The sequence below is a fragment of the Pseudomonas sp. MM211 genome, assembly GCF_020386635.1.
Lineage (GTDB): Bacteria > Pseudomonadota > Gammaproteobacteria > Pseudomonadales > Pseudomonadaceae > Aquipseudomonas.
On sequence record NZ_CP081942.1, the window covers coordinates 947,830 to 966,900 of the forward strand.

16 protein-coding genes and 1 pseudogene are annotated in these 19,071 nt (G+C 63.9%); 6 read left to right on the forward strand and 11 right to left on the reverse strand.

All coding sequences use genetic code 11. From position 1 onward, the window contains the following. Positions 1-78: 78 nt before the first annotated feature. Genes fmt through K5Q02_RS04250 form a run of 4 tightly spaced genes read left to right on the forward strand, consistent with a single transcriptional unit; the run spans position 79 to position 4,036 of the window. Complete coding sequence (gene fmt, locus K5Q02_RS04235; RefSeq protein WP_225836702.1) at positions 79-1,020, forward strand: methionyl-tRNA formyltransferase; 942 nt, start codon at positions 79-81, stop codon at positions 1,018-1,020. Next, positions 1,017-2,333 carry a 16S rRNA (cytosine(967)-C(5))-methyltransferase RsmB gene (rsmB, locus tag K5Q02_RS04240; RefSeq protein WP_225836704.1) on the forward strand — a complete coding sequence of 439 codons (1,317 nt, stop codon included), beginning with the start codon at positions 1,017-1,019 and terminating at the stop codon, positions 2,331-2,333. The genes fmt and rsmB overlap by 4 nt, the downstream gene beginning before the upstream one ends. Beyond that, the gene (trkA, locus tag K5Q02_RS04245; protein ID WP_225836706.1) at positions 2,330-3,703 is read left to right on the forward strand and encodes a Trk system potassium transporter TrkA; all 1,374 of its coding nucleotides are present in this window, start codon (positions 2,330-2,332) and stop codon (positions 3,701-3,703) included. Before rsmB ends, trkA begins: the two co-directional genes overlap by 4 nt. A 12-nt stretch (positions 3,704-3,715) precedes the next feature. Beyond that, entirely contained in the window at positions 3,716-4,036 is a 321-nt protein-coding gene (locus K5Q02_RS04250; protein ID WP_225836708.1) for a tetratricopeptide repeat protein, read from the forward strand. A gap of 103 nt (positions 4,037-4,139) precedes the next feature. On the opposite strand, the gene K5Q02_RS04255 is transcribed toward K5Q02_RS04250, so the two are convergent. Continuing rightward, complete coding sequence (locus K5Q02_RS04255) at positions 4,140-5,039, reverse strand: LysR family transcriptional regulator (RefSeq protein ID WP_225836709.1); 900 nt, start codon at positions 5,037-5,039, stop codon at positions 4,140-4,142. 176 nt (positions 5,040-5,215) lie between these two features. Here K5Q02_RS04255 and K5Q02_RS04260 point away from each other — a divergent pair, with 176 nt between their 5' ends. Beyond that, a complete protein-coding gene (locus K5Q02_RS04260) occupies positions 5,216-6,508 on the forward strand; it encodes an MFS transporter (protein WP_225836711.1) in 1,293 nt (430 codons plus the stop codon). Between the two features lie 159 nt (positions 6,509-6,667). Here the strand turns inward: K5Q02_RS04260 and K5Q02_RS04265 are convergent, their stop codons facing one another. The 4 genes from K5Q02_RS04265 to K5Q02_RS04280 form a co-directional block, all read right to left on the reverse strand. Further along, entirely contained in the window at positions 6,668-8,044 is a 1,377-nt protein-coding gene (locus K5Q02_RS04265; protein WP_225836713.1) for an aspartate aminotransferase family protein, read from the reverse strand. A 44-nt stretch (positions 8,045-8,088) separates the two neighbouring features. Beyond that, positions 8,089-9,552, reverse strand: coding sequence for an NAD-dependent succinate-semialdehyde dehydrogenase (locus K5Q02_RS04270; protein ID WP_225836715.1), 1,464 nt, complete (start codon positions 9,550-9,552; stop codon positions 8,089-8,091). A gap of 132 nt (positions 9,553-9,684) precedes the next feature. Next, entirely contained in the window at positions 9,685-10,335 is a 651-nt protein-coding gene (locus tag K5Q02_RS04275; RefSeq protein WP_225836717.1) for a 7-cyano-7-deazaguanine/7-aminomethyl-7-deazaguanine transporter, read from the reverse strand. A gap of 296 nt (positions 10,336-10,631) precedes the next feature. Beyond that, the gene (locus K5Q02_RS04280; RefSeq protein WP_225836719.1) at positions 10,632-11,174 is read right to left on the reverse strand and encodes a C40 family peptidase; all 543 of its coding nucleotides are present in this window, start codon (positions 11,172-11,174) and stop codon (positions 10,632-10,634) included. A gap of 357 nt (positions 11,175-11,531) precedes the next feature. Here K5Q02_RS04280 and choX point away from each other — a divergent pair, with 357 nt between their 5' ends. Beyond that, positions 11,532-12,416: a choline ABC transporter substrate-binding protein gene (gene choX / locus K5Q02_RS04285; protein ID WP_225839570.1), complete on the forward strand. Its 885-nt coding sequence runs from the start codon at positions 11,532-11,534 to the stop codon at positions 12,414-12,416. Between the two features lie 7 nt (positions 12,417-12,423). On the opposite strand, the gene K5Q02_RS04290 is transcribed toward choX, so the two are convergent. The 6 genes and pseudogenes from K5Q02_RS04290 to ehuR all read right to left on the reverse strand — a co-directional run bounded on the left by K5Q02_RS04290 (position 12,424) and on the right by ehuR (position 18,829). Beyond that, positions 12,424-12,903, reverse strand: a complete 480-nt coding sequence (locus K5Q02_RS04290; RefSeq protein ID WP_225836722.1) for an Lrp/AsnC family transcriptional regulator — start codon at positions 12,901-12,903, stop codon at positions 12,424-12,426. Between the two features lies 1 nt (position 12,904). Next, a complete protein-coding gene (gene doeB, locus K5Q02_RS04295; protein WP_225836723.1) occupies positions 12,905-13,906 on the reverse strand; it encodes a N(2)-acetyl-L-2,4-diaminobutanoate deacetylase DoeB in 1,002 nt (333 codons plus the stop codon). Between the two features lie 149 nt (positions 13,907-14,055). Continuing rightward, positions 14,056-15,246: an ectoine hydrolase DoeA gene (gene doeA / locus K5Q02_RS04300; protein ID WP_225836726.1), complete on the reverse strand. Its 1,191-nt coding sequence runs from the start codon at positions 15,244-15,246 to the stop codon at positions 14,056-14,058. A 28-nt stretch (positions 15,247-15,274) separates the two neighbouring features. Further along, a complete protein-coding gene (eutC, locus tag K5Q02_RS04305; protein ID WP_225836727.1) occupies positions 15,275-16,252 on the reverse strand; it encodes an ectoine utilization protein EutC in 978 nt (325 codons plus the stop codon). 9 nt (positions 16,253-16,261) lie between these two features. After that, positions 16,262-17,232 (reverse strand): annotated as a pseudogene (gene eutB, locus K5Q02_RS04310) (hydroxyectoine utilization dehydratase EutB). A 199-nt stretch (positions 17,233-17,431) separates the two neighbouring features. After that, positions 17,432-18,829 (reverse strand): MocR-like ectoine utilization transcription factor EhuR, encoded by a 1,398-nt coding sequence (ehuR, locus tag K5Q02_RS04315; RefSeq protein ID WP_225836729.1) that lies wholly within the window; start codon positions 18,827-18,829, stop codon positions 17,432-17,434. Positions 18,830-19,071: the final 242 nt, after the last annotated feature.

The window sequence follows — 19,071 nt, forward strand, 5'->3', positions numbered from 1 at the left end:
AGGCTTGCTTCGCGAGCCTTTTCTTTTTCAGGTGAGACGCACGGCCAGGCCAGCGCTTCCCAGCAACCGCGAGACACCATGACCGAAGCTCTGCGTATCGTATTCGCCGGCACCCCGGAATTCGCCGCCGCCCACCTCAAGGCGCTGCTCGACACGCCGCACCAGATCCTCGCGGTGTACACCCAACCGGATCGCCCTGCGGGCCGCGGGCAGAAACTGATGCCCAGCCCGGTCAAGCAGCTTGCCCTGGAACACGACATTCCCGTGCTGCAACCGCCGAGCCTGCGTGACGCCGCGGCACAGGCCGAGCTGGCCGCGCTGGCACCGGATCTGCTGGTGGTGGTCGCCTACGGGCTGATCCTGCCGCAGGTGGTGCTCGATATCCCGCGCTTCGGCTGCATCAACAGCCACGCGTCCCTGCTGCCCCGCTGGCGCGGCGCCGCGCCGATCCAGCGCGCGGTACAGGCTGGCGATGCAGAAAGTGGCGTCACCGTGATGCAGATGGAAGCCGGCCTGGATACCGGGCCGATGCTGCTCAAGGTACGTACGCCGATCACTGCCGACGACACCGGCGGTAGCCTGCATGATCGCCTCGCCGAGCTCGGCCCGCCTGCGGTGATTGAAGCCATCGCCGGTCTGGCCAGTGGCACCTTGATGGGTGAAGTGCAGGATGATGCCCTGGCCAACTACGCCCACAAACTGAACAAGGACGAGGCGCGCCTCGACTGGGCACGCCCCGCCGAAGAGCTGGAACGGCTGATCCGCGCCTTCAACCCCTGGCCGATCTGCCACAGCACCCTGAACGAGGCGCCGCTCAAGGTGCTGGCCGGTAGCATCGGTGAGGGCCAGGGCCAGCCCGGTGAAATCCTCGCCGCCAGCAAGGACGGCCTGACCGTTGCCTGCGGTAACGGCGCCCTGCGGCTCACTCGCCTGCAATTACCCGGCGGCAAAGCGCTGAACTTCGCCGACCTGTACAACAGCCGCCGCGAGCAGTTCGCCGTCGGCACGGTGCTGGTATGAACCCCAGGCTGGCGGCCGCCCGCGCCCTGGCGACGGTACTCGAAGGCAAGGCCTCGCTGGGCAGCAGCTTGCCGCCGCTGCTCGACAAGGTCGAGGCACGCGACCGCGGCCTCGCCCAGGATCTGGCCTTCGGCGCAGCGCGCTGGCAGCCACGCTTGGCGCTGATCGCCGACAAGCTACTGCGCAAACCCTTCAAGGATGGCGATCGCGACCTCGAAGCCCTGCTGCTGATCGGCCTCTATCAGCTGTTCTACACACGCATTCCCGCCCATGCGGCCATCGGCGAGACCGTCGGCTGCGTCGATAAGCTGAAGAAGACCTCGGCCAAGGGTCTGCTCAATGCCGTACTGCGCAACGCCCAGCGCGACAGCGAGAGCCTGATCAAAGAACTGGATCGCGACCCGGTGCTGCACACCGCGCATCCGCGCTGGCTGCAAAAACAGCTCAAGGCCTTCTGGCCCGAACACTGGCAGGCGATCTGCGCGGCCAATAACGCCCATCCGCCGCTAATCCTGCGGGTCAACCGTCGCCACGGCAGCCGTGATGAGTATCTCGCCCGGCTGCGCCAGGCCGGCTTCGAAGCCGAGCCCTGTGTCTTCAGCCGCGATGGCATCCGCCTGCTGCAGGCCTGTGACGTGACCCTGCTGCCGGGCTTCGCCGAGGGCCACGTCAGCGTGCAGGACGAAGCCGCACAACTGGCCGCCGAGCTGCTGCAACTGGCGCCCGGCCAACGCGTACTGGACGCCTGCGCCGCTCCCGGTGGCAAGACCTGCCACCTGCTCGAGGCCGAGCCAGCGCTTACCGAAGTGGTTGCCGTGGATCTGGAAGCCAAGCGCCTGGTGCGCGTGCGCGAGAACCTCGACCGCCTGCAGCTCGATGCCACGCTGATCGCTGCCGATGGCCGCGATACGGCTGCCTGGTGGGACGGCAAGCCGTTCCAGCGCATCCTGCTCGATGCGCCCTGCTCGGCCACCGGTGTGATCCGTCGCCACCCGGACATCAAACTGACCCGTCAGCCCGACGACATCCCGGCCCTGGCCAAACTGCAGGGCGAACTGCTCGACGCGCTGTGGCCCACCCTGGAAGTCGGCGGCATGCTGCTCTACGCCACCTGCTCGACCCTGCCGACGGAAAATACCGAAGTTATCGGCGCGTTCCTCGAACGTACGCCAGGCGCCCGTGAACTCGACATTGCCGGCCCCTTCGGCCTGCAGCAGCCCCACGGCCGGCAACTGCTCGCCCAGCAGGACGGCCACGACGGTTTCTACTATGCCAAGCTGATCAAGATCGCAGCTGCTGGAGCAACCCGATGAAGATCATCATCCTCGGCGCCGGCCAGGTCGGCGGCACGCTGGCCGAACACCTGGCCAGCGAAGCCAATGACATCACCGTGGTGGATACCGACGGTGATCGTCTGCGCGACCTTGGCGACCGCCTCGACATCCGTACCGTGCAGGGCAAGGGTTCGTTCCCGACCGTGCTGCGCCAGGCCGGTGCCGACGATGCCGACATGCTGGTGGCGGTGACCAACAGCGATGAAGTCAACATGATCGCCTGCCAGGTCGCCTACACCCTGTTCCACACGCCGACGCGCATTGCCCGTGTCCGCGAAGCGGCCTACCTGACCCGCGAAGCGCTGTTCAACAATGAAGCGATCCCGGTCGACGTACTGATCAGCCCCGAGCAAGTCGTCACCAACTACATCAAGCGCCTGATCGAATACCCCGGCGCCCTGCAGGTCATCGACTTCGCTGGCGGCAAGGCGCAGTTGGTCGGGGTGAAGGCCTATTACGGCGGCCCGCTGGTCGGCCAGCAGCTCAAGCAGATCCGCGAGCACATGCCCAAGGTCGACACCCGTGTAGCAGCAATCTTCCGTCGCGATCGGGCGATCATGCCCCAGGGCGATACGGTGATCGAAGCCGACGACGAAGTGTTCTTCATCGCCGCCAAGGCCGATATCCGTGCGGTAATGAGCGAGATGCGCCGCGCCGAGAACGAATACAAGCGCGTGGTGATCGCCGGCGGCGGGCATATCGGCGAACGCCTGGCCGAAGCCATCGAAAGCCGCTATCAGGTGAAGATCATCGAGATGAACCCGGCGCGCTGCCGCTACCTCTCGGAGAACCTGGAAAGCACCATCGTGCTGCAGGGCAGCTCCTCCGACCGCGACCTGCTGGTGGAAGAGAACATCAAGGACGCCGACATCTTCCTGGCCCTGACCAACGACGACGAAGCCAACATCATGTCCTCGCTGCTGGCCAAGCGCCTGGGTGCGCGCAAGGTGATGACGCTGATCAACAACCCGGCCTACGTCGACCTGATTCAGGGCGGCGAGATCGACATCGCCATCAGCCCGCAGCTGGCGACCATCGGCAGCCTGCTGACCCACGTGCGTCGTGGTGATATCGAAAGCGTGCACTCGCTGCGCCGCGGCGCCGCCGAAGCCCTCGAAGCCATCGCCCACGGCGACGCGCGCTCGAGCAAGGTGGTCGGCAAGGCCATCAAGGACATCTCGCTGCCACCGGGCACCACCATCGGCGCGATCATCCGCGACGAAGAAGTGCTGATCGCCCATGACGTGACGGTGATCGAATCCGGCGACCACGTGATCCTGTTCCTGATGGACAAGAAGCACATTCGCGACGTGGAACGGCTGTTCCAGGTCGGTCTGACGTTCTTCTAAGGAGCCTCGACAATGAGCACCGACGCACTGGAAAAGATGCTCGCCAAGGGTGTGGATAACTCGCTGCTGCGCTTCGGCCTGGGCAAGGGTTACCTGGATGCCGGCGAGGCCGCGAAGGCCGCCGAGCACCTGCAGCGCTGCGTGGAACACGACCCGCAGTATTCGGCCGCGTGGAAACTGCTCGGCAAAGCCCACCAGGCCGCCGGCAACCCGGACGCCGCCCGCAGCGCCTGGCAAAGCGGCCTGCAAGCCGCACAGGCCAAAGGCGACAAGCAGGCGGAAAAGGAAATGAGCGTATTCCTGCGCAAGCTGGACAAGAACGCCAGCGCTTGAATCACGACGCCCCGTAGCCTGGGTTGAGCGCAGCGATACCCAGGTACCTTTTCCCGGGTGTCGCTGCGCTCGACCCGGGCTACCAAAAGCCATTGAGCCCCAGCTATTTGCGCGTCTGTACTTCCCTGGTCAGCAGATCGATAAAAGCCTGCGCCAGCGGCGAGCGCTCCTGGCGGCGCTTGACCAGCCATACCGCTGTGGTGGCATCGGCATCGATCAGGGTGCGGAACACCACGCCATCGATGCGGATGCGTCGGAACGAGGCCGGCAGCACGGACACACCAAGGCCTGCGGCCACCAGCCCGATGATGGTCAATGCTTCGTGTGCCTCCTGGGTGATCCGCGGGCTGAACCCGGCCTGCCGCGCCAGGTTGAACAACTGGCCGTACAGGCCGCTGCCGTAACTACGCGGGAAGAACACGAAGGGCTCATCAGCCAGCTCCGCCAAGGCCAAGCCGCGATCCTGCTCGCCAGCCAGCGGATGCCCCGCATGCAGCAGCGCCACCAGCGGCTCGCTGAGCAGCTCCACCGCGTCCAGCTCGGCGGGCAGCTCCAGCGGGCGAATCATGCCAATCTGCAGTTTCTTTTCCAGCAGTGCCTGGCAGACCTGGCGGCTGGTCATTTCCTGCAGGTTGAGATGCACCGCTGGAAACGCCTGGCGAAAGGCGAACACCGCCCGCGGGATGATCGACACGAACGGCGCCGATGCGGTGAAACCGATCTGCAGCTCGCCGATCTCACCCTGTTCGGCGCGGCGCACCACATCCACCGACTTGCTGACCTGGGCCAGGGTCTGGCGAGTCTCCTCGAGAAACAGTCGCCCGGCGTCGGTGAGCGCCACATGGCGGTTGCTGCGCTCGAACAGACGCACCCCGAGTTCCTGTTCCAGCGCCTGTATCTGCTGGCTCAGCGGTGGCTGGGAAATGCCCAGCAGCTCGGCGGCGCGGCCGAAATGCAGCTCTTCGGCAACGGCCACGAAGTAACGCAGATGACGCAGCTCCATGAATCCTCCACAGGTCGTAAAACATATCGATCGTGTCGAATATTATATTGGAAAGAACTTGCTCGCCTATTTATCCTTGTGACCATTCCCAATTACAAAAAACCAAGCCATGCCGGCATTCGCCTGCGCATACGGCAGCGTTTCGCCTGGGAAAAATGAGTGTTCAAGAGGTAGTAATGAGTCAGCCCGTTCCACACGCACCCAACGAGTGCGTTCCCGCCAACATTGAAGAGCCTGCTCCCCGCAGCCTTGTCGCAGAGCCTGTTTATATCCAGAAAGGCACCCGCGCCTTCCTGCGCACTATCCTCGCCATGTGTTCCGGTGGTTTCGCCACTTTTGCTCTGCTCTATTGCGTGCAGCCGATGATGCCGATGTTGGCGCAGCAGTTCGATCTCAGCGCCGCGCAAAGCAGCCTGATCCTGTCCGTTTCCACCATCACCCTCGCCGTGGGCCTATTGATAACCGGGCCGCTGTCCGATGCGCTCGGGCGCAAGCCGGTGATGGTCGTGTCGCTGCTCGCCGCCGCTGTGTTCACCGTCGGCAGCGCGCTGATGCCGACCTGGGAAGGCGTTCTGGTCATGCGCGCTCTGGTCGGCCTGGCCCTCAGCGGTCTGGCGGCCGTGGCCATGAGCTACCTGAGCGAAGAAATCGACCCGCTGCATCTGGGCCTGGCCATGGGCGTATATATCGGCGGTAACGCCATCGGTGGCATGAGCGGCCGCTTGCTCAGCGGCGTACTGGTGGACTTCATGTCCTGGCACGCGGTGCTGGGCACGCTCGGCGGCCTGGGCCTGTTGGCCGGTGGGCTGTTCTGGCGCCTGCTGCCCGAGTCGCGCAACTTCCGCCCCCGTTCGCTGCGCCCACGCAGCCTGCTGCAGGGTTACACCCTGCAGTTCCGCGACGCCGGCCTGCCGTGGCTGTTCCTGCAGGGCTTCCTGCTGATGGGCGCCTTCGTGACGATGTTCAACTACATCGGTTACCGCCTGATCGAAGCACCCTTCAAACTCGACCAGACCAGCATCGGCCTGCTCTCGGTGGTTTACCTGTCGGGCATCTACAGCTCCGCGCAAATCGGCGCCCTGGCTGACAAGCTGGGCCGTCGCAAGGTGCTCTGGGCGGTGATCGGCCTGATGCTGGCCGGCCTGGTGCTGACGCTGTTCGACGTGCTGCCGGTAATCCTGGTCGGCATGCTGCTGTTCACCTTCGGCTTCTTCGGCGCCCACTCGGTGTCGAGCAGCTGGATCGGCCGCCGCGCCACTCAGGCGAAGGGCCAGGCATCGTCGCTGTACCTGTTCTGCTATTACCTGGGCTCCAGCGTCGCTGGCACCCTGGGCGGCGTGTTCTGGCAGGCTGGCGGCTGGGACAGCCTGGGCCTGTTCATCGGCTCGCTGTTGCTGGTCTCCCTGGCCGTAGCCCTGCATCTGTCGCGTCTGCAGGCATTGCCGATGGCGATTCAATCGCGGGGCTAAGCCGCACAAATGAAAACGCCGGCTACCTTCACAGGTCGCCGGCGTTTTTGTTTGGGCCGTACAGGTAGGGTGGATGACGCTTTTTTCATCCACCAAGAGGGCGTGGCGGTGGATGGATGAAGCGTCGGCTACGCGCCCCGATCCACCCTACGGATAGACTCAAAGCACGTCGTTAGCGACTGCATCCACCGCCGCTTTGGCGATACTGACGACTTCATCGGCCTGCGCCTTGGTGAGGATCAACGGCGGCGCGAAACCAAGAATGTCGCCGTGGGGCATGGCGCGAGCGATCATGCCGCGCTCCAGGCAGGCCGCCGACACTTTCGGCCCGACCTTGAGCACGGGGTCGAAGGGCGTGCGGGCGTCCTTGTCGGCCATGAACTCCAGCGCGGCGAGCATGCCGTCACCACGCACTTCACCGACCAGCGGATGTCCCTCGAACGTCTGGCGCAGTTGCGCGTTGAGGTAAGTGCCGACATCGGCAGCGTTGGCAGTGATGTTTTCCCGTTCGAGGATATCCAGGTTGGCCAGGGCTGCGGCGGCACAGATCGGATGGCCCGAGTAAGTCCAGCCGTGCCCCATGGCGCCGTCACGCGTCGAAGCGCTGTCGATCACGTTCCACACCTTCTCGCCGACGATCACTGCTGAAAGCGGCGCATAGGCACTGGTCAGGCCTTTGGCGGTGGTCATCAAATCAGGCTTCATGCCATAGCGCTGGCTGCCCATCTTGTCGCCGAGGCGGCCGAAGGCGCAGACCACTTCGTCGGCGATCAGCAGGATGTCGTATTTGTCGAGCACCGCCTGGATCGCCTGCCAGTAGCCCTTGGGCGGCACGATGATGCCGCCGGTGCCCATCACCGGCTCGCCGATGAATGCCGCGACCGTGTCCGCACCTTCGGCAAGAATCAGCTTCTCCAGATCCTCGGCGCAATGGCGTACGAAGGCCGCTTCGTCCATGCCTGCCGGCGCCTTGTAGAAGTGCGGGCAGGCGGCGTGCTTGATGTCCGCTGCTGGCAGGTCGAAATGCTGATGGAAGGCAGCCAGGCCGGTAAGGCTGCCGGTCATGATTCCCGAGCCGTGGTAGCCACGCTGGCGAGAGATGATCTTCTTCTTCAGCGGACGGCCGAGCACGTTGTTGTAGTAACGCACCAGTTTGATCTGGGTTTCGTTGGCATCGGAGCCGGAGAGGCCGTAATAGACCTTCTTCATGCCTGCCGGCGCCCAGTCGATGATGCGGCTGGACAGCTCGATGATCGCCTCGCTCGAGTGCCCCACATAGGTGTGGTAGTAGGCCAGCTCCTTGGCCTGCTTGTAGATCGCCTCGGCCACCTCGGTACGGCCGTAGCCGATGTTCACGCAGTACAGCCCGGCGAAGGCATCGAGGTATTCGCGGCCCTGATGATCGCGGATGTGCACACCGGACGCGCCAGTGATGATCTTGCCTGGCAGCTCGCCGCTGGCATGGTCATGGGCGTGGGTGGACGGGTGCATGAAATGGGCACGATCCTGTTCGAACAGCTTCTGGTAGTCGGTCATGGCGATCTCCATCGGATTCAGAGTAGGTAGTCGGGGGCAGGGCGTCAGTAACGCTGGCCCTGATGGTGGATGCAGAAATACTTGGTCTCGACGAAGGCTTCGAAGCCGTCGCTGCCGCCTTCACGACCCAGGCCGGAAGCCTTCATGCCGCCAAAGGGAATCGGGTGGCCGGTGAACTTGGTGCCGTTGACCGCGACCATAGCGTGCTCCAGCCGGCGGATCAGCGGCTGCACCACGTCCAGCCGGTTGGAACAGATGTAGGCGGCCAGCCCATATTCGGTGTCATTGGCCATGGCCACCGCCTCGTCCAGCGTGTCGAAGGCGCGCACACCGGCGATGGGCGCAAAGTTCTCTTCACGATAGATGCGCATGGCGTCGGTGACATCCGCTAGCACCGTCGGCTGCCAGAACCAGCCGCCAAGAGCATGGGGTTCGCCGCCAACCAGCAGGCGCGCGCCTTTCTCCAGGGCATCGGCGACCCGTTCGGCCGTTACATCCACGGCCGCCTGGTGCATCAGCGGGCCGATTGCGTGACGATCCTCCAGGCCTGGGCCGACGCTCAAACCACGCACGGCCTTGGCGAAGCGCTTCAGGAAAGCCTCGTAGACGGGGCGCTGCACCAGGATACGGTTGGCGGCGCAGCAATCCTGACCGGAGGTCTGGAACTTGGCATCCAGGGCGACCTGCACGGCGTGATCGAGATCGGCGTCGTCACAGACGATCAGCGGCGCGTTGCCACCCAGCTCCAGCGCCACCTTCTTCACATCCATAGCAGCAGCCTGCAGCACCAGCTTGCCGACCCGGGTCGAGCCGGTGAAGCTCACCGAGCGCACGCGAACGTCCCTGACCAACGTTTCCATGGCCATCTGCGGCTCACCGAGCAGCACATTGAACACGCCGGCGGGGAAGCCCGCCTCCTCGGCCAACTGCGCCAGGGCGAAGGCGGAGTAGGGTGTTTCGTGGGCCGGCTTGACCACCACGGTGCAGCCCGCTGCCAGTGCGGCAGCGGCCTTGCGAGTAATCATCGCGCTAGGGAAATTCCACGGGGTGAGCAGGGCGCAGACGCCCACCGGCTCCTTCAACGTGCCGAGGTGAGCGCCGGGAATATGGCTGGGAATGGTCTGGCCATAGAGGCGCCGCGCTTCTTCGGCGAACCAGGGAATGAAGCTGGCGGCATAGCGGATCTCGCCACGGGCCTCCGCCAGGGGTTTGCCCTGTTCCTCGCTGAGAATGCGCGCCAGATCTTCCTGATGCAGCAGGATCAGCTCGGCCCAGCGACGCAACAAAGCGCCGCGGTGTTCCAGGCTCTGCTCGCGCCAGGCGCCAAAGGCACGCTGGGCGGCATCCACGGCGGCGACGATCTGGGGCTGGCCGAGCATCGGCACATGGCCGATCACGCTGCCGTCGGCAGGATTTTGCACGGCAACACTGGAGCCGTCGTCACTGTGTACCCAGTGGCCATCGATGTAGCACAGCGATTTGAACAGCAGGGGATGGTCGAGGGGCATGGCGATGTCTCCGGGCCGGTGGGCATGGGAGACATGCTAGAGAAGGGCGGCCTGGGGTTTTTCCCAAGCCGGGGTGGCGCTACCGCAGTTTTTTCTGAAGACGCCGGGCAGGCAGCCGGTTTTTGCCGCGCGTCAGGTAGAAACGCTGCGCTGTGGCAGCCGCTTCACGATAGCGCCAAGCAGCACGCCATACAGCGGCACGAACAGCATCAGGCTGACGGCCAGCTTGATCACGTAGTCGACCACGGCGATCTCCACCCAGTTGGCCGCCATGAAAGGGTCGCTGCTCTGCCAGAAGGCGATGGAGAAGAATGCCAGGGTATCCATGGCCTGGCCGAACACGCTGGAGGCTGCAGGAGCGACCCACCAATGCTTCAACCTGCGCAGGCGGTCGAACACCTGGATATCGAGCAGTTGCCCAAGCACGTAGGCCAGGAAGCTGGCCAGCGCGATGCGGAACACGAACAGATTGAATTCGCCGAGGGCCGCCACGCCGCCGAACGCCCCTTCGTGGAAGAGCACCGAGACGATATAGGACGCGACCAATGCCGGCACCATTACCCGGGCAATGACCACCCGCGCAGCGTGCTTGCCGATCAGCCTGACGGTCAGGTCGGTCGCCAGGAAGATGAACGGAAAGCTGAATGCGCCCCAGGTGGTGTGCCAGCCGAAAATGGTGATCGGCAGCTGCACCAGGTAGTTGCTGGCGATGATGATGAGGATGTGAAACGCGATCAGCGCAGCCAATACGGCGCGGCTGACCGATGCAGGAAGCAGGGTCATGGCATGTCCTTTTTCGTGAAATGGGGTTAGGGAACCCATTGCCGCGACCGACATGGCCACGAGCGGCGCGCAGTGTACCGCCTGCACCCACACCAGGACAGCCCGCCCGCCGGATGGCAGACGGCTTCATCGGTGGCGGCTTGGTGGCGATAGCGGACGGTGAGCAGAGCTTTCTTTTTGTAGGAGGGGCTTTAGCCGCGAGCTCTTTGCTCTTCAATAGAGCTCGCGGCTAAAGCCACTCCCACGAGATCGCGACCGGCCGCTTCTACCTTACAACAGTCGTTCCACCAGCTCCGTCAGCCGTTGCTGGCCAGCTGGGTTTCTTCCGGCATCACGCGGCGAGCCAGCTGGAAATGCTTTTTCCAGTAGCCGTCGCTGAGCTTGTCGATACGTACGTTGGTGCCGCGTCGTGGCGCGTGGATGAAGCGGTCGTTGCCCAGGTAGATGGCGACGTGATCGACGCTGCGCCCGCGGATGCGGAAGAACAGCAGGTCACCAGGCTCCAGATCGCCCTTGGCCACCTTAGGGCCATCGACCCGGGACAGGGCGCGAGACGTACGTGGCAGTTCGAGGTCGTCGACCTTCTTGAACGCATAGTTGACCAGGCCGCTGCAGTCGAAACCACGCTCCAGGCTGGTACCGCCCCAGCGGTAGGGCGTGCCCAATGCAGTCATGGCTCGTTTGACCACGCTTTGCGCCGGCGTGTGCTCGACCTTGGCCGGCGGCACCACGCGGCTGCTGCCGTCCTGCAGATGAACACGAAAACTGGCGGAGGCATTACCAACAGCGGCGCAGCACAGGGCGCCACCGAGAAACAGAGAAAGGAAAAATTTATTCAACGTGATGACCTTGAAGATACCCAAGCCGCCGTGAATCCTTTCCTGAATCAGCCACTTGTAACATTGATGAAATAGAGAGGGGGCACTCCGCTCGTCCCGCAGGACGGACAAGTGAAATCGACAGCAAGTTCAATTTTTTCGCCAGCCCCTCGACCAGCGGTCATGCTGTTTAACAGTATGCATGGAGCCTGCTGTCCAACTGCTGAATGAATCCAGAGGATCGATACAGGCTTGCCGATTTTCAGCGCCAATTGGCTTGCACTGCCGTGCTGACGGCCCTAGGGTTACGGCTCCCCATGCAAAAGGACGATGCCGATGAAGCCTCTGAAGACCGTGATCGCTGTCAGCCTGCTGGCCATGAGTGCCAGCTTCCACAGCCTGGCGGAAGACGCCAAATGCGCCACTGTTAGCCTTGCCGACCCAGGCTGGAGCGACATCGCGGTCACCAACGGCATCGCCAGCCTGCTGCTCGACGGCCTCGGCTACAAACCGCAGACCCGCACCTTGGCGGTGCCGATCATCTTCGCCGGTTTGCAGAAGGGGCAGGTCGATGTATTCCTCGGCAACTGGATGCCGGCCGGTCAGCACGACTACGAGCGCTACGTCACCAGCGGCCAGGTCGACAAGGTGGTGGAGAACCTCGGTGGCACCGAATACACCCTGGCCGTGCCGACCTATGCCTACGAAGAAGGCGTGCAGGACTTCAAGGATCTGAACAAATTCGCCGCGCGCTTCGGCAAGAAAATCTACGGCATCGGCTCCGGCTCACCGGCCAACGACTATATCCGCCAGATGATCGCCAACAACGAATTCGACCTTGGCGACTGGGAGCTGGTCGAGTCCAGCGAGCAGGCCATGCTGGTGCAGGTCGGTCGGGCCGAGAAGCGCGGCCAGTTCGTGGTGTTCCTCGGCTGGACACCGCACCCGATGAACATCCAGTACGACATGCAGTACCTCAAGGGCGGCGAGAAATTCTTCGGCAGCACCGGCTCGGTCAACACCCTGGCGCGCAAGGGCTACGTGGCCGAATGCCCGAATGTCGGCAAACTGCTGACCAACCTGAAGTTCACCCAGGAGATGGAGAACACCATCATGGATCAGGTGCTGAACGGCAAGGTCGCCAATGCCACGGCCATCAAGACCTGGATCAAGGCCAACCCCGAGGTGCTCGATGGCTGGCTCGACGGCGTGACCACCCGAGACGGCGGGGACGCACTGCAAGCGGTAAAAGCCAAGCTGTAATTGCGCCTCACTCGTCGCCAAGCTCGGAAGGCGCGCCAGCGTTGTCCTGCTTGATGGTCTTGGTGACGATGTAGGTGAAATAGCGCTCGATACCGAGGTCTTCCAGCAATAGCTGATCGACGAAACGCTGATAGTGATCGATGTCGCGGGCACGGATCATGGCGATGTAGTCGACGCCGCCACCCGTGGCGTAGCAGAAGGCGACTTCCGGCGCCTCACCCAGGCGCTGCTCGAAACGCCGCATGTCCTGGGCGGTGTGGCGGGCGAGGGTGATTTCCACCAGCACCTGCTGGGTCTTGAACAGCGCGGCCCAGTCGATCTGCGCGCGATAGCCTTTGACCAGCCCGGCCGCCTCCAGCTTGCGCACACGCTCCCAGGCCGGGGTCACCGAAAGGTTTATCGCCTCGGCAAGCGCTGACTTGGTGATCCGCCCATCCTCGGAAAGGATGCGCAGGATTTTCAGGTCGTAGCGATCGAGCTTGTGCATATCAGCCGACCACGTCAGCGATTACGGCAAGGGTGTCGCCGCCTTTCACCAGTCCCGGGAAATGCCGGGCTGCGAGCAGGCCGCTGCGCTTGGCGCGGTACTCGATGGCCGCTGCGCCGGTACGTCGGGCGCTATGTACCCGGGCAATCACCTGGCCTTTTTCCACAGCGTCGCCAAGGTCGCGGCACATCTCCAGCAGGCCATCATCTTCGCTGGCGACGAAGCAATCGCTGTCGGGCATATCGAGCATCACGGACTCGTGTGCCTCGATTTCTCCGGCCAGCAGGCCGAAATGGATCAGCAGGTTGCGCACGCCACGCTCGGCAATGGCCAGGCTCCTGGCCGTACTGCTGCCACCGCCGCCCAGCTCGGTGGTGACGAAAATCTTGCCCTGTTCCTCGGCGGCGGTGTCGTACATGCCCACCGCATCGAGCTCCAGCATGCGCATGCAGTAGGGCGCGGCGAAGGCGCGCATGCCAGCCTCGCAGGAGGCATCCTGGGTCTTGTCGGCCAGCACGTGGCAGGCAGCGAAAGGCAGGAAGTCCAGCGTCCTGCCGCCGGAATGGATGTCTAGCACCACATCGGCCATGGGTAGCAGGGTGCGCTGAAAGTAGTCGGCGATCTTCTGCGTCACGGTGCCATCGGGCTTGCCGGGAAAGCTGCGGTTCAGATTGCCCTTGTCGATTGGCGAGGTGCGGGTACCGGCGTGCACGGCTGGCGTATTCATGAACGGCACAATGATGATCCGCCCGCTGACATCCTCGGCGCGCAGGGTCTGCGCCAGCTTGCTCAGGGCCAGCGGGCCTTCGTATTCGTCGCCGTGATTGCCGCCGGAGAACAGTGCCGTAGGGCCGCTGCCATTTTTCACCACGGTAAGCGGAATCATCACCGCCCCCCAGGCAGAGTCATCACGGGAGTAGGGCAGCTTGAGGAAGCCATGCTGCACGCCGTCACGGTCGAAGTCGACGGTGGGGCTGATGGGGTTGTCGCGGAGTTGGGTCATGAATGGCATCCAACATCGGGGTAAAAGGTTTGTGGAAAGGCTTCGCGGCGCCCCGCCGAGGAACGCCCCGCAGGAGCCGGCTTGCCGGCGATCTACTTTACGAAAGCATCGCCGGCAAGCCGGCTCCTACCAGATAGAGGTATAGCCAGTCAGTCCTTCACGAACAGCTTGCGCGGCACGTCGCAGAAGGTTTCCACGCCGCGGTCGGTGATCAGGATCGATTCGGTGATCTCCAGCCCCCAGTCGTCCAGCCACAGGCCCGGCATGAAGTGGAAGGTCATCCCTGGCTGCAGCACGCTCTCGTCACTCGGCCGCAGGCTCATGGTGCGCTCGCCCCAGTCCGGTGGATAACTGATACCAATGGGGTAGCCGCAGCGGCTGTCCTTGTGGATGCCGAACTTCTCCAGCACCTTGAAAAACGCGCGGGCGATATCGCCGGTGGTGTTGCCCGGTTTGGCGGCCTCCAGGCCAGCCGCGATGCCTTCGACCACGGCCTTCTCGCCCTCGAGAAAATACTGGGGCGGCTTGCCCAGGTAAACGGTGCGCGACAGCGGGCAGTGATAGCGTTTGTAGCAACCGGCAATCTCGAAAAAGGTGCCGGCACCGCTGACCATCGGCGAGTCATCCCAGGTCAGGTGCGGGGCGCTGGCATCCGCGCCGGTGGGCAGCAGCGGCACGATGGCCGGGTAATCGCCGCCGTGCCCGTCGGCACCGAGGATGCCCGTGCGGTAGATTTCAGCGACCAACTCGTTCTTGCGCAAGCCCGGCTCGATCTTCTCGAAGATGGCGGCGTGCATCTTCTCGACGATCTTCGCCGCGATGCGCATGTAGCCGATTTCGGTGGACGACTTGATCGCCCGCTGCCAGTTGACCAGCGCGGTGGCGTCGATGAAACGCGCATTGCCCAGGTTGCGCTGCAGCGACCCATAGGCCGCAGCGCTGAAGTAGTAGTTGTCCAGTTCGACACCGATGCTGAGCCTGTCCCAGCCACGGGCAGCGATCACGTCCCTGGACAGATAATCCATCGGGTGCCGCTCGGTGGACTGCACGTAGTGATCGGGGTAACCGATGATGTTCGCCTGCTCCATGAACACCGTGCGCTTGGCGCCATTGGCATCCTGGCCACGGCCAAACCACACAGGCTCGCCATCCAGCGCCAGCAACACGCACTGGTGTACGTAGAACGACCAGCCGTCATAACCGGTCAGCCAGGCCATATTGGATGGATCGGTGACGATCAGCAGCTCGATGCCTTTGGCCTGCATGGCACTGCGCGTCTTGGCGATACGCTGGGCGTACTCTTCCCGGCTGAAGGGAAGGTTGACGATGATTTCGGACATTGCGGTTGCCCTCCAGGATGAAACGGATTCAGGAATCGAAGGTGAAGCCCTTGCCAGCTGCGGTCGCCCGCTCGTAGGCGAGGTTGGCGATGGCAGTGTCCTGGGCGCCGGTGCCGGTGAGGTCGCACAGGGTGATCTGCTCGTTACTCAAGCGGCCGGGCCGTTGCCCGGCGATGACCTGGCCCAGCTCGGCGAATGTCTGTTGCGGGCCAAGCAGGCCGGCTTCGATGGCGTGATGCAGCTCGCCCAGGACTCGGGTCTGGGAAAGACGGTCGGCCACGTAAACGTCGACCTGCGCCAGCACGGCAGGCGCGATCTCGTTCTTGTGTTCGGCATCCGAGCCCATGGCGGTGATATGCAGGCCAGGGCGCAGGTGTTCGGGCAGGATCAGCGGTTCGCGGCTCGGCGTGGTGGTGATGGCGATATCGGCGCCATCCAGCGCAGCCGCCATACTGTCGAACGCTCGGGCATCGTCCAGCTCGGCGGCCATGGCAGCAGCCTTGCTCGCGTCGCGAGCCCAGATGCGTACTTCGCGTACATCCCGCACCAGGCGCAGCGCCTGCAATTGCAGGCGGGCCTGCTCACCGGCGCCGAGAATGGCAACCACGCGGGCATCCTCGCGGGCCAGCCATTTGGCGGCCACGGCGCCAGCCGCAGCGGTGCGTACCGCAGTGAGGTAGCCGTTATCGAGCAGCAGGGCATCGGCCAGGCCGGTGTGCGCCGAGAACAACATCATCAAACCATTGAGGCTGGGCAGGCCGAGCCTGGGATTGTCGAAGAAACCCGGACTGACCTTGATGGCGAAGCGCGGTACGCCGGGCAGGTAGGCGGTCTTCACGTCCACTTCGCCGTTGTGCTCGGGGATGTCCAACCGCAGGATCGGCGGCATCGCCACCTCGGCCGTGGCCAGCAGGCGAAAGGCGTTTTCCACCACTGCCAGGCTGTCGGCATCGAGGCCGACGCAGTCGCGCAGGTCGGTCTGGTTGAGAATCAGAGTCTTGGCCATGGGGCTTCCTCAGGCGTGCGCGCCATTGAGCACGCGCAGGTGCTGGTCGATATCGATGTTGCGACCGCTGACCACCACGACCACCGACCACGAGGCTCGATCAGGCCTTCGAGCAGCGCGGCGATGCCCACCGCAGCGGCACCTTCCACCACCTGCCGTTCCTCGCGGTAGGCGTGGCGGATGCCCCGGGCGATGGCCGCTTCGTCGAGCAGATGCAGCTGATCGCACAGCTCGCGGGTCAGGCCAAAGGTGTAGCGGTTATCCAGGCCGATACCGCCACCGAGGGAATCCGCCAGGGTCGCCAGCTCTTCCACCTCCATCGGCTGACCGGCCTGCAGGCTGGCGTGCATCGCCGCGCCCAGGCGCATGCTGATGCCGTGGGTGCGGATGGCTGGACTAGTGGCCTTGATCGCCAGCGCCACGCCGGCGAACAGACCGCCGCCGGAGAGCGGAACCAGTACGTCGCAAACGTCCGGGCACTGTTCGAGGATTTCCAGACCGAGGCTGCCCTGACCGGCGATCACATGGGGGTGGTCGAACGGCGGAATGAACGTGGCGCCCTGGTCGCGGGCGATGCGCAGTGCTTCGAGCTGGGCATCATCCTGGCTGCGCCCGCTGATCACCACCTCGGCCCCCAACTCGCGGATGGCGAGAACCTTGTTCGCCGGCACCAGTTCGGACAGGCACACAGTGGCCTTCACGCCAAGTTGCGACGCCGCGAATGCCAACGCTCTGCCATGGTTGCCGGTGGATGCGGTGACCACGCCCAGACGCTGCTGCTCGGCACTCAACTGCGCCACGGCATTGCTGGCCCCGCGCAGCTTGAAACTGCCGGTGGCCTGCTGCGACTCCAGCTTCAGCCACACCGGCACACCGAGCAGGCGGGTCAGTGAGGGCGAGGCTTCCAGCGGCGTCTGCCGAACCAGGCCGGCGATACGCTGGCGTGCCTGGAGCAGGTCGTCTAGGTGGATCGAAGGCATGGCGCGCATTCCCCGCTTGGTGTTTGCGACCGAGTGTACGAGCGGAGAAATGCACCACCGAATGTACTAGGACGATATTTTTTCATACCGCCGCATTCGACTTTTCCACAGGGCTGCCATGCTGCTGACGAGCACGCCAGCAGGCCCTGGCAAGGCGCCAGTTCATCAGAAAACCGGCCCACGCAAGGGCGCTATCGGGCTAGAAATCGTGAATCTTCGGGTACTGCTCGAAGACTTCGCGGATGGTTTTCAGGCCCTTTTGCATCTGCGCCTCGCTGCATTCGGCGCCCACGCACAGGCGCACCGCACGGGGCCGTGGCATGCCGGGCGGCACGAAAGGATCGGGCAGCGTCAGAGCCACATGCTTACGGCGCAGCTCGCGCAGCAGGCTGTCCGGCTCCCAGTGCTCTGGCACCGCAAGCCAGGCATTCAGTGAATAGGCATGGTTGCGCAGCAGGTACTCGCCCAGCTCGGCCTCGACCAGCGACTGTCGATTGGCCAACAGTTGGCGCTGCATCTGCACCATCTCTTCGGCATGCCCGCCATTGATCCAGCGAGCAGCGATCTCGCCAAGCAGCGGCGTGGCCATCCAGCTGTTGACCCGCAGGATGCTCTCGGTGCGCAGCGCCAAGCGCTTGGGCATCGCCAGGTAACCGATACGCAAGCCGGCCAGCACCGACTTGGTCATGCTGGTGCAGTAGAACGACAACTCGGGCAGGTAATGGCTGATCGGCCGCGCTCGCTGCTGACCGGCTAGCAACGGGCCGTAGACGTCGTCCTCGATCACGTACACACCATAGCGACGCGCGATCTCGGCGATCTCCCGACGGCGTGCATCGGGCATCAGGCAACTGGTGGGGTTGTTCAGGTTCGGCGTACACACCAGGGCAGTGATGCGCTCGTTGCCACACATATCTTCGAAGTGCTCGGGATCGATGCCATGCTCATCCATCTCCAGGCCTTTGAGGGTAAAACCGAGCACCTGGGACGAGCCGATCACGCCGTGATCGGACAGCCCTTCGCAAAGCACCACATCGTCCGGTCCGGCCAGCGAGGCCAGGGCCAGGAAGATGCCGTGGGCCGCGCCGTTGGTGAGCAGCAGGTCGTCACGGGTGACGTCCAGGCCGAGCCGGGACAACCAGCGCACCCCGGCGTCACGGTGGCTCTCGAAGCCGGCGATGGGGCGGAAGGCGCGAATCCATGGCTGATCCGATTCGGTCGCCAGCTCGCCGCACGTGGCCTGCCACAGGCGATCATGCTCCGCGGTGTGGACGATACGGGCGATGGAAAAATCCAGCAGCGCCTGTTCGCTGTGATCGAGCATCGAGGTGGCCACCCGCTCGCTGGTGCGCCGCGACACGAAGCTGCCACGGCCTACCTCGCAACGCACCCGACCCTGGCGTTCGAGTTCCTTGTAAGCGTTGGTTACCGTCTGCACGCTGATGCCCAACGCCTCGGAAACCTGCCGCTGCGGCGGCAGACGCTGGCCGTCGGTGAGGTTGCCCTGTTCGATATCGGCGGTGATCGCCTGCACCAGCGTCTTGTACTTGGACTCACCCTGGCGTGCGCTGCCCAGTGCCTGCTTCCAGTTGTGCATACTGCTCCCGCGGGTTGGAGGCTGTTGGGTACAGCATCCCGCCTGTCAGCCTGGGATTCAATTGTCCTAGTGCAATGCCACAGGCAAAAAGCCTTTTGTATGCTCGGGCTCAAGGGTGGAACCGGCGCTCGACGCGCCCAGAAAAATAGCGAATCCACCCGGGCCGCACGCGGCCAGATGCTCTTGAAAACCTGCCTCCTAACATAGCGCTCCGCTCCATCGAGCGGACTACAAGAAACAGG

What these genes read in the sequence shown, in the direction of transcription:
- fmt (WP_225836702.1), top strand. Translation starts at nt 79, where the DNA reads ATGACCGAAGCTCTGCGTATCGTATTCGCCGGCACCCCGGAATTCGCC.
- rsmB (WP_225836704.1), top strand. Translation starts at nt 1,017, where the DNA reads ATGAACCCCAGGCTGGCGGCCGCCCGCGCCCTGGCGACGGTACTCGAA.
- trkA (WP_225836706.1), top strand. Translation starts at nt 2,330, where the DNA reads ATGAAGATCATCATCCTCGGCGCCGGCCAGGTCGGCGGCACGCTGGCC.
- K5Q02_RS04250 (WP_225836708.1), top strand. Translation starts at nt 3,716, where the DNA reads ATGAGCACCGACGCACTGGAAAAGATGCTCGCCAAGGGTGTGGATAAC.
- K5Q02_RS04255 (WP_225836709.1), bottom strand. Translation starts at nt 5,039, where the DNA reads ATGGAGCTGCGTCATCTGCGTTACTTCGTGGCCGTTGCCGAAGAGCTG.
- K5Q02_RS04260 (WP_225836711.1), top strand. Translation starts at nt 5,216, where the DNA reads ATGAGTCAGCCCGTTCCACACGCACCCAACGAGTGCGTTCCCGCCAAC.
- K5Q02_RS04265 (WP_225836713.1), bottom strand. Translation starts at nt 8,044, where the DNA reads ATGACCGACTACCAGAAGCTGTTCGAACAGGATCGTGCCCATTTCATG.
- K5Q02_RS04270 (WP_225836715.1), bottom strand. Translation starts at nt 9,552, where the DNA reads ATGCCCCTCGACCATCCCCTGCTGTTCAAATCGCTGTGCTACATCGAT.
- K5Q02_RS04275 (WP_225836717.1), bottom strand. Translation starts at nt 10,335, where the DNA reads ATGACCCTGCTTCCTGCATCGGTCAGCCGCGCCGTATTGGCTGCGCTG.
- choX (WP_225839570.1), top strand. Translation starts at nt 11,532, where the DNA reads ATGAGTGCCAGCTTCCACAGCCTGGCGGAAGACGCCAAATGCGCCACT.
- K5Q02_RS04290 (WP_225836722.1), bottom strand. Translation starts at nt 12,903, where the DNA reads ATGCACAAGCTCGATCGCTACGACCTGAAAATCCTGCGCATCCTTTCC.
- doeB (WP_225836723.1), bottom strand. Translation starts at nt 13,906, where the DNA reads ATGACCCAACTCCGCGACAACCCCATCAGCCCCACCGTCGACTTCGAC.
- doeA (WP_225836726.1), bottom strand. Translation starts at nt 15,246, where the DNA reads ATGTCCGAAATCATCGTCAACCTTCCCTTCAGCCGGGAAGAGTACGCC.
- eutC (WP_225836727.1), bottom strand. Translation starts at nt 16,252, where the DNA reads ATGGCCAAGACTCTGATTCTCAACCAGACCGACCTGCGCGACTGCGTC.
- ehuR (WP_225836729.1), bottom strand. Translation starts at nt 18,829, where the DNA reads ATGCACAACTGGAAGCAGGCACTGGGCAGCGCACGCCAGGGTGAGTCC.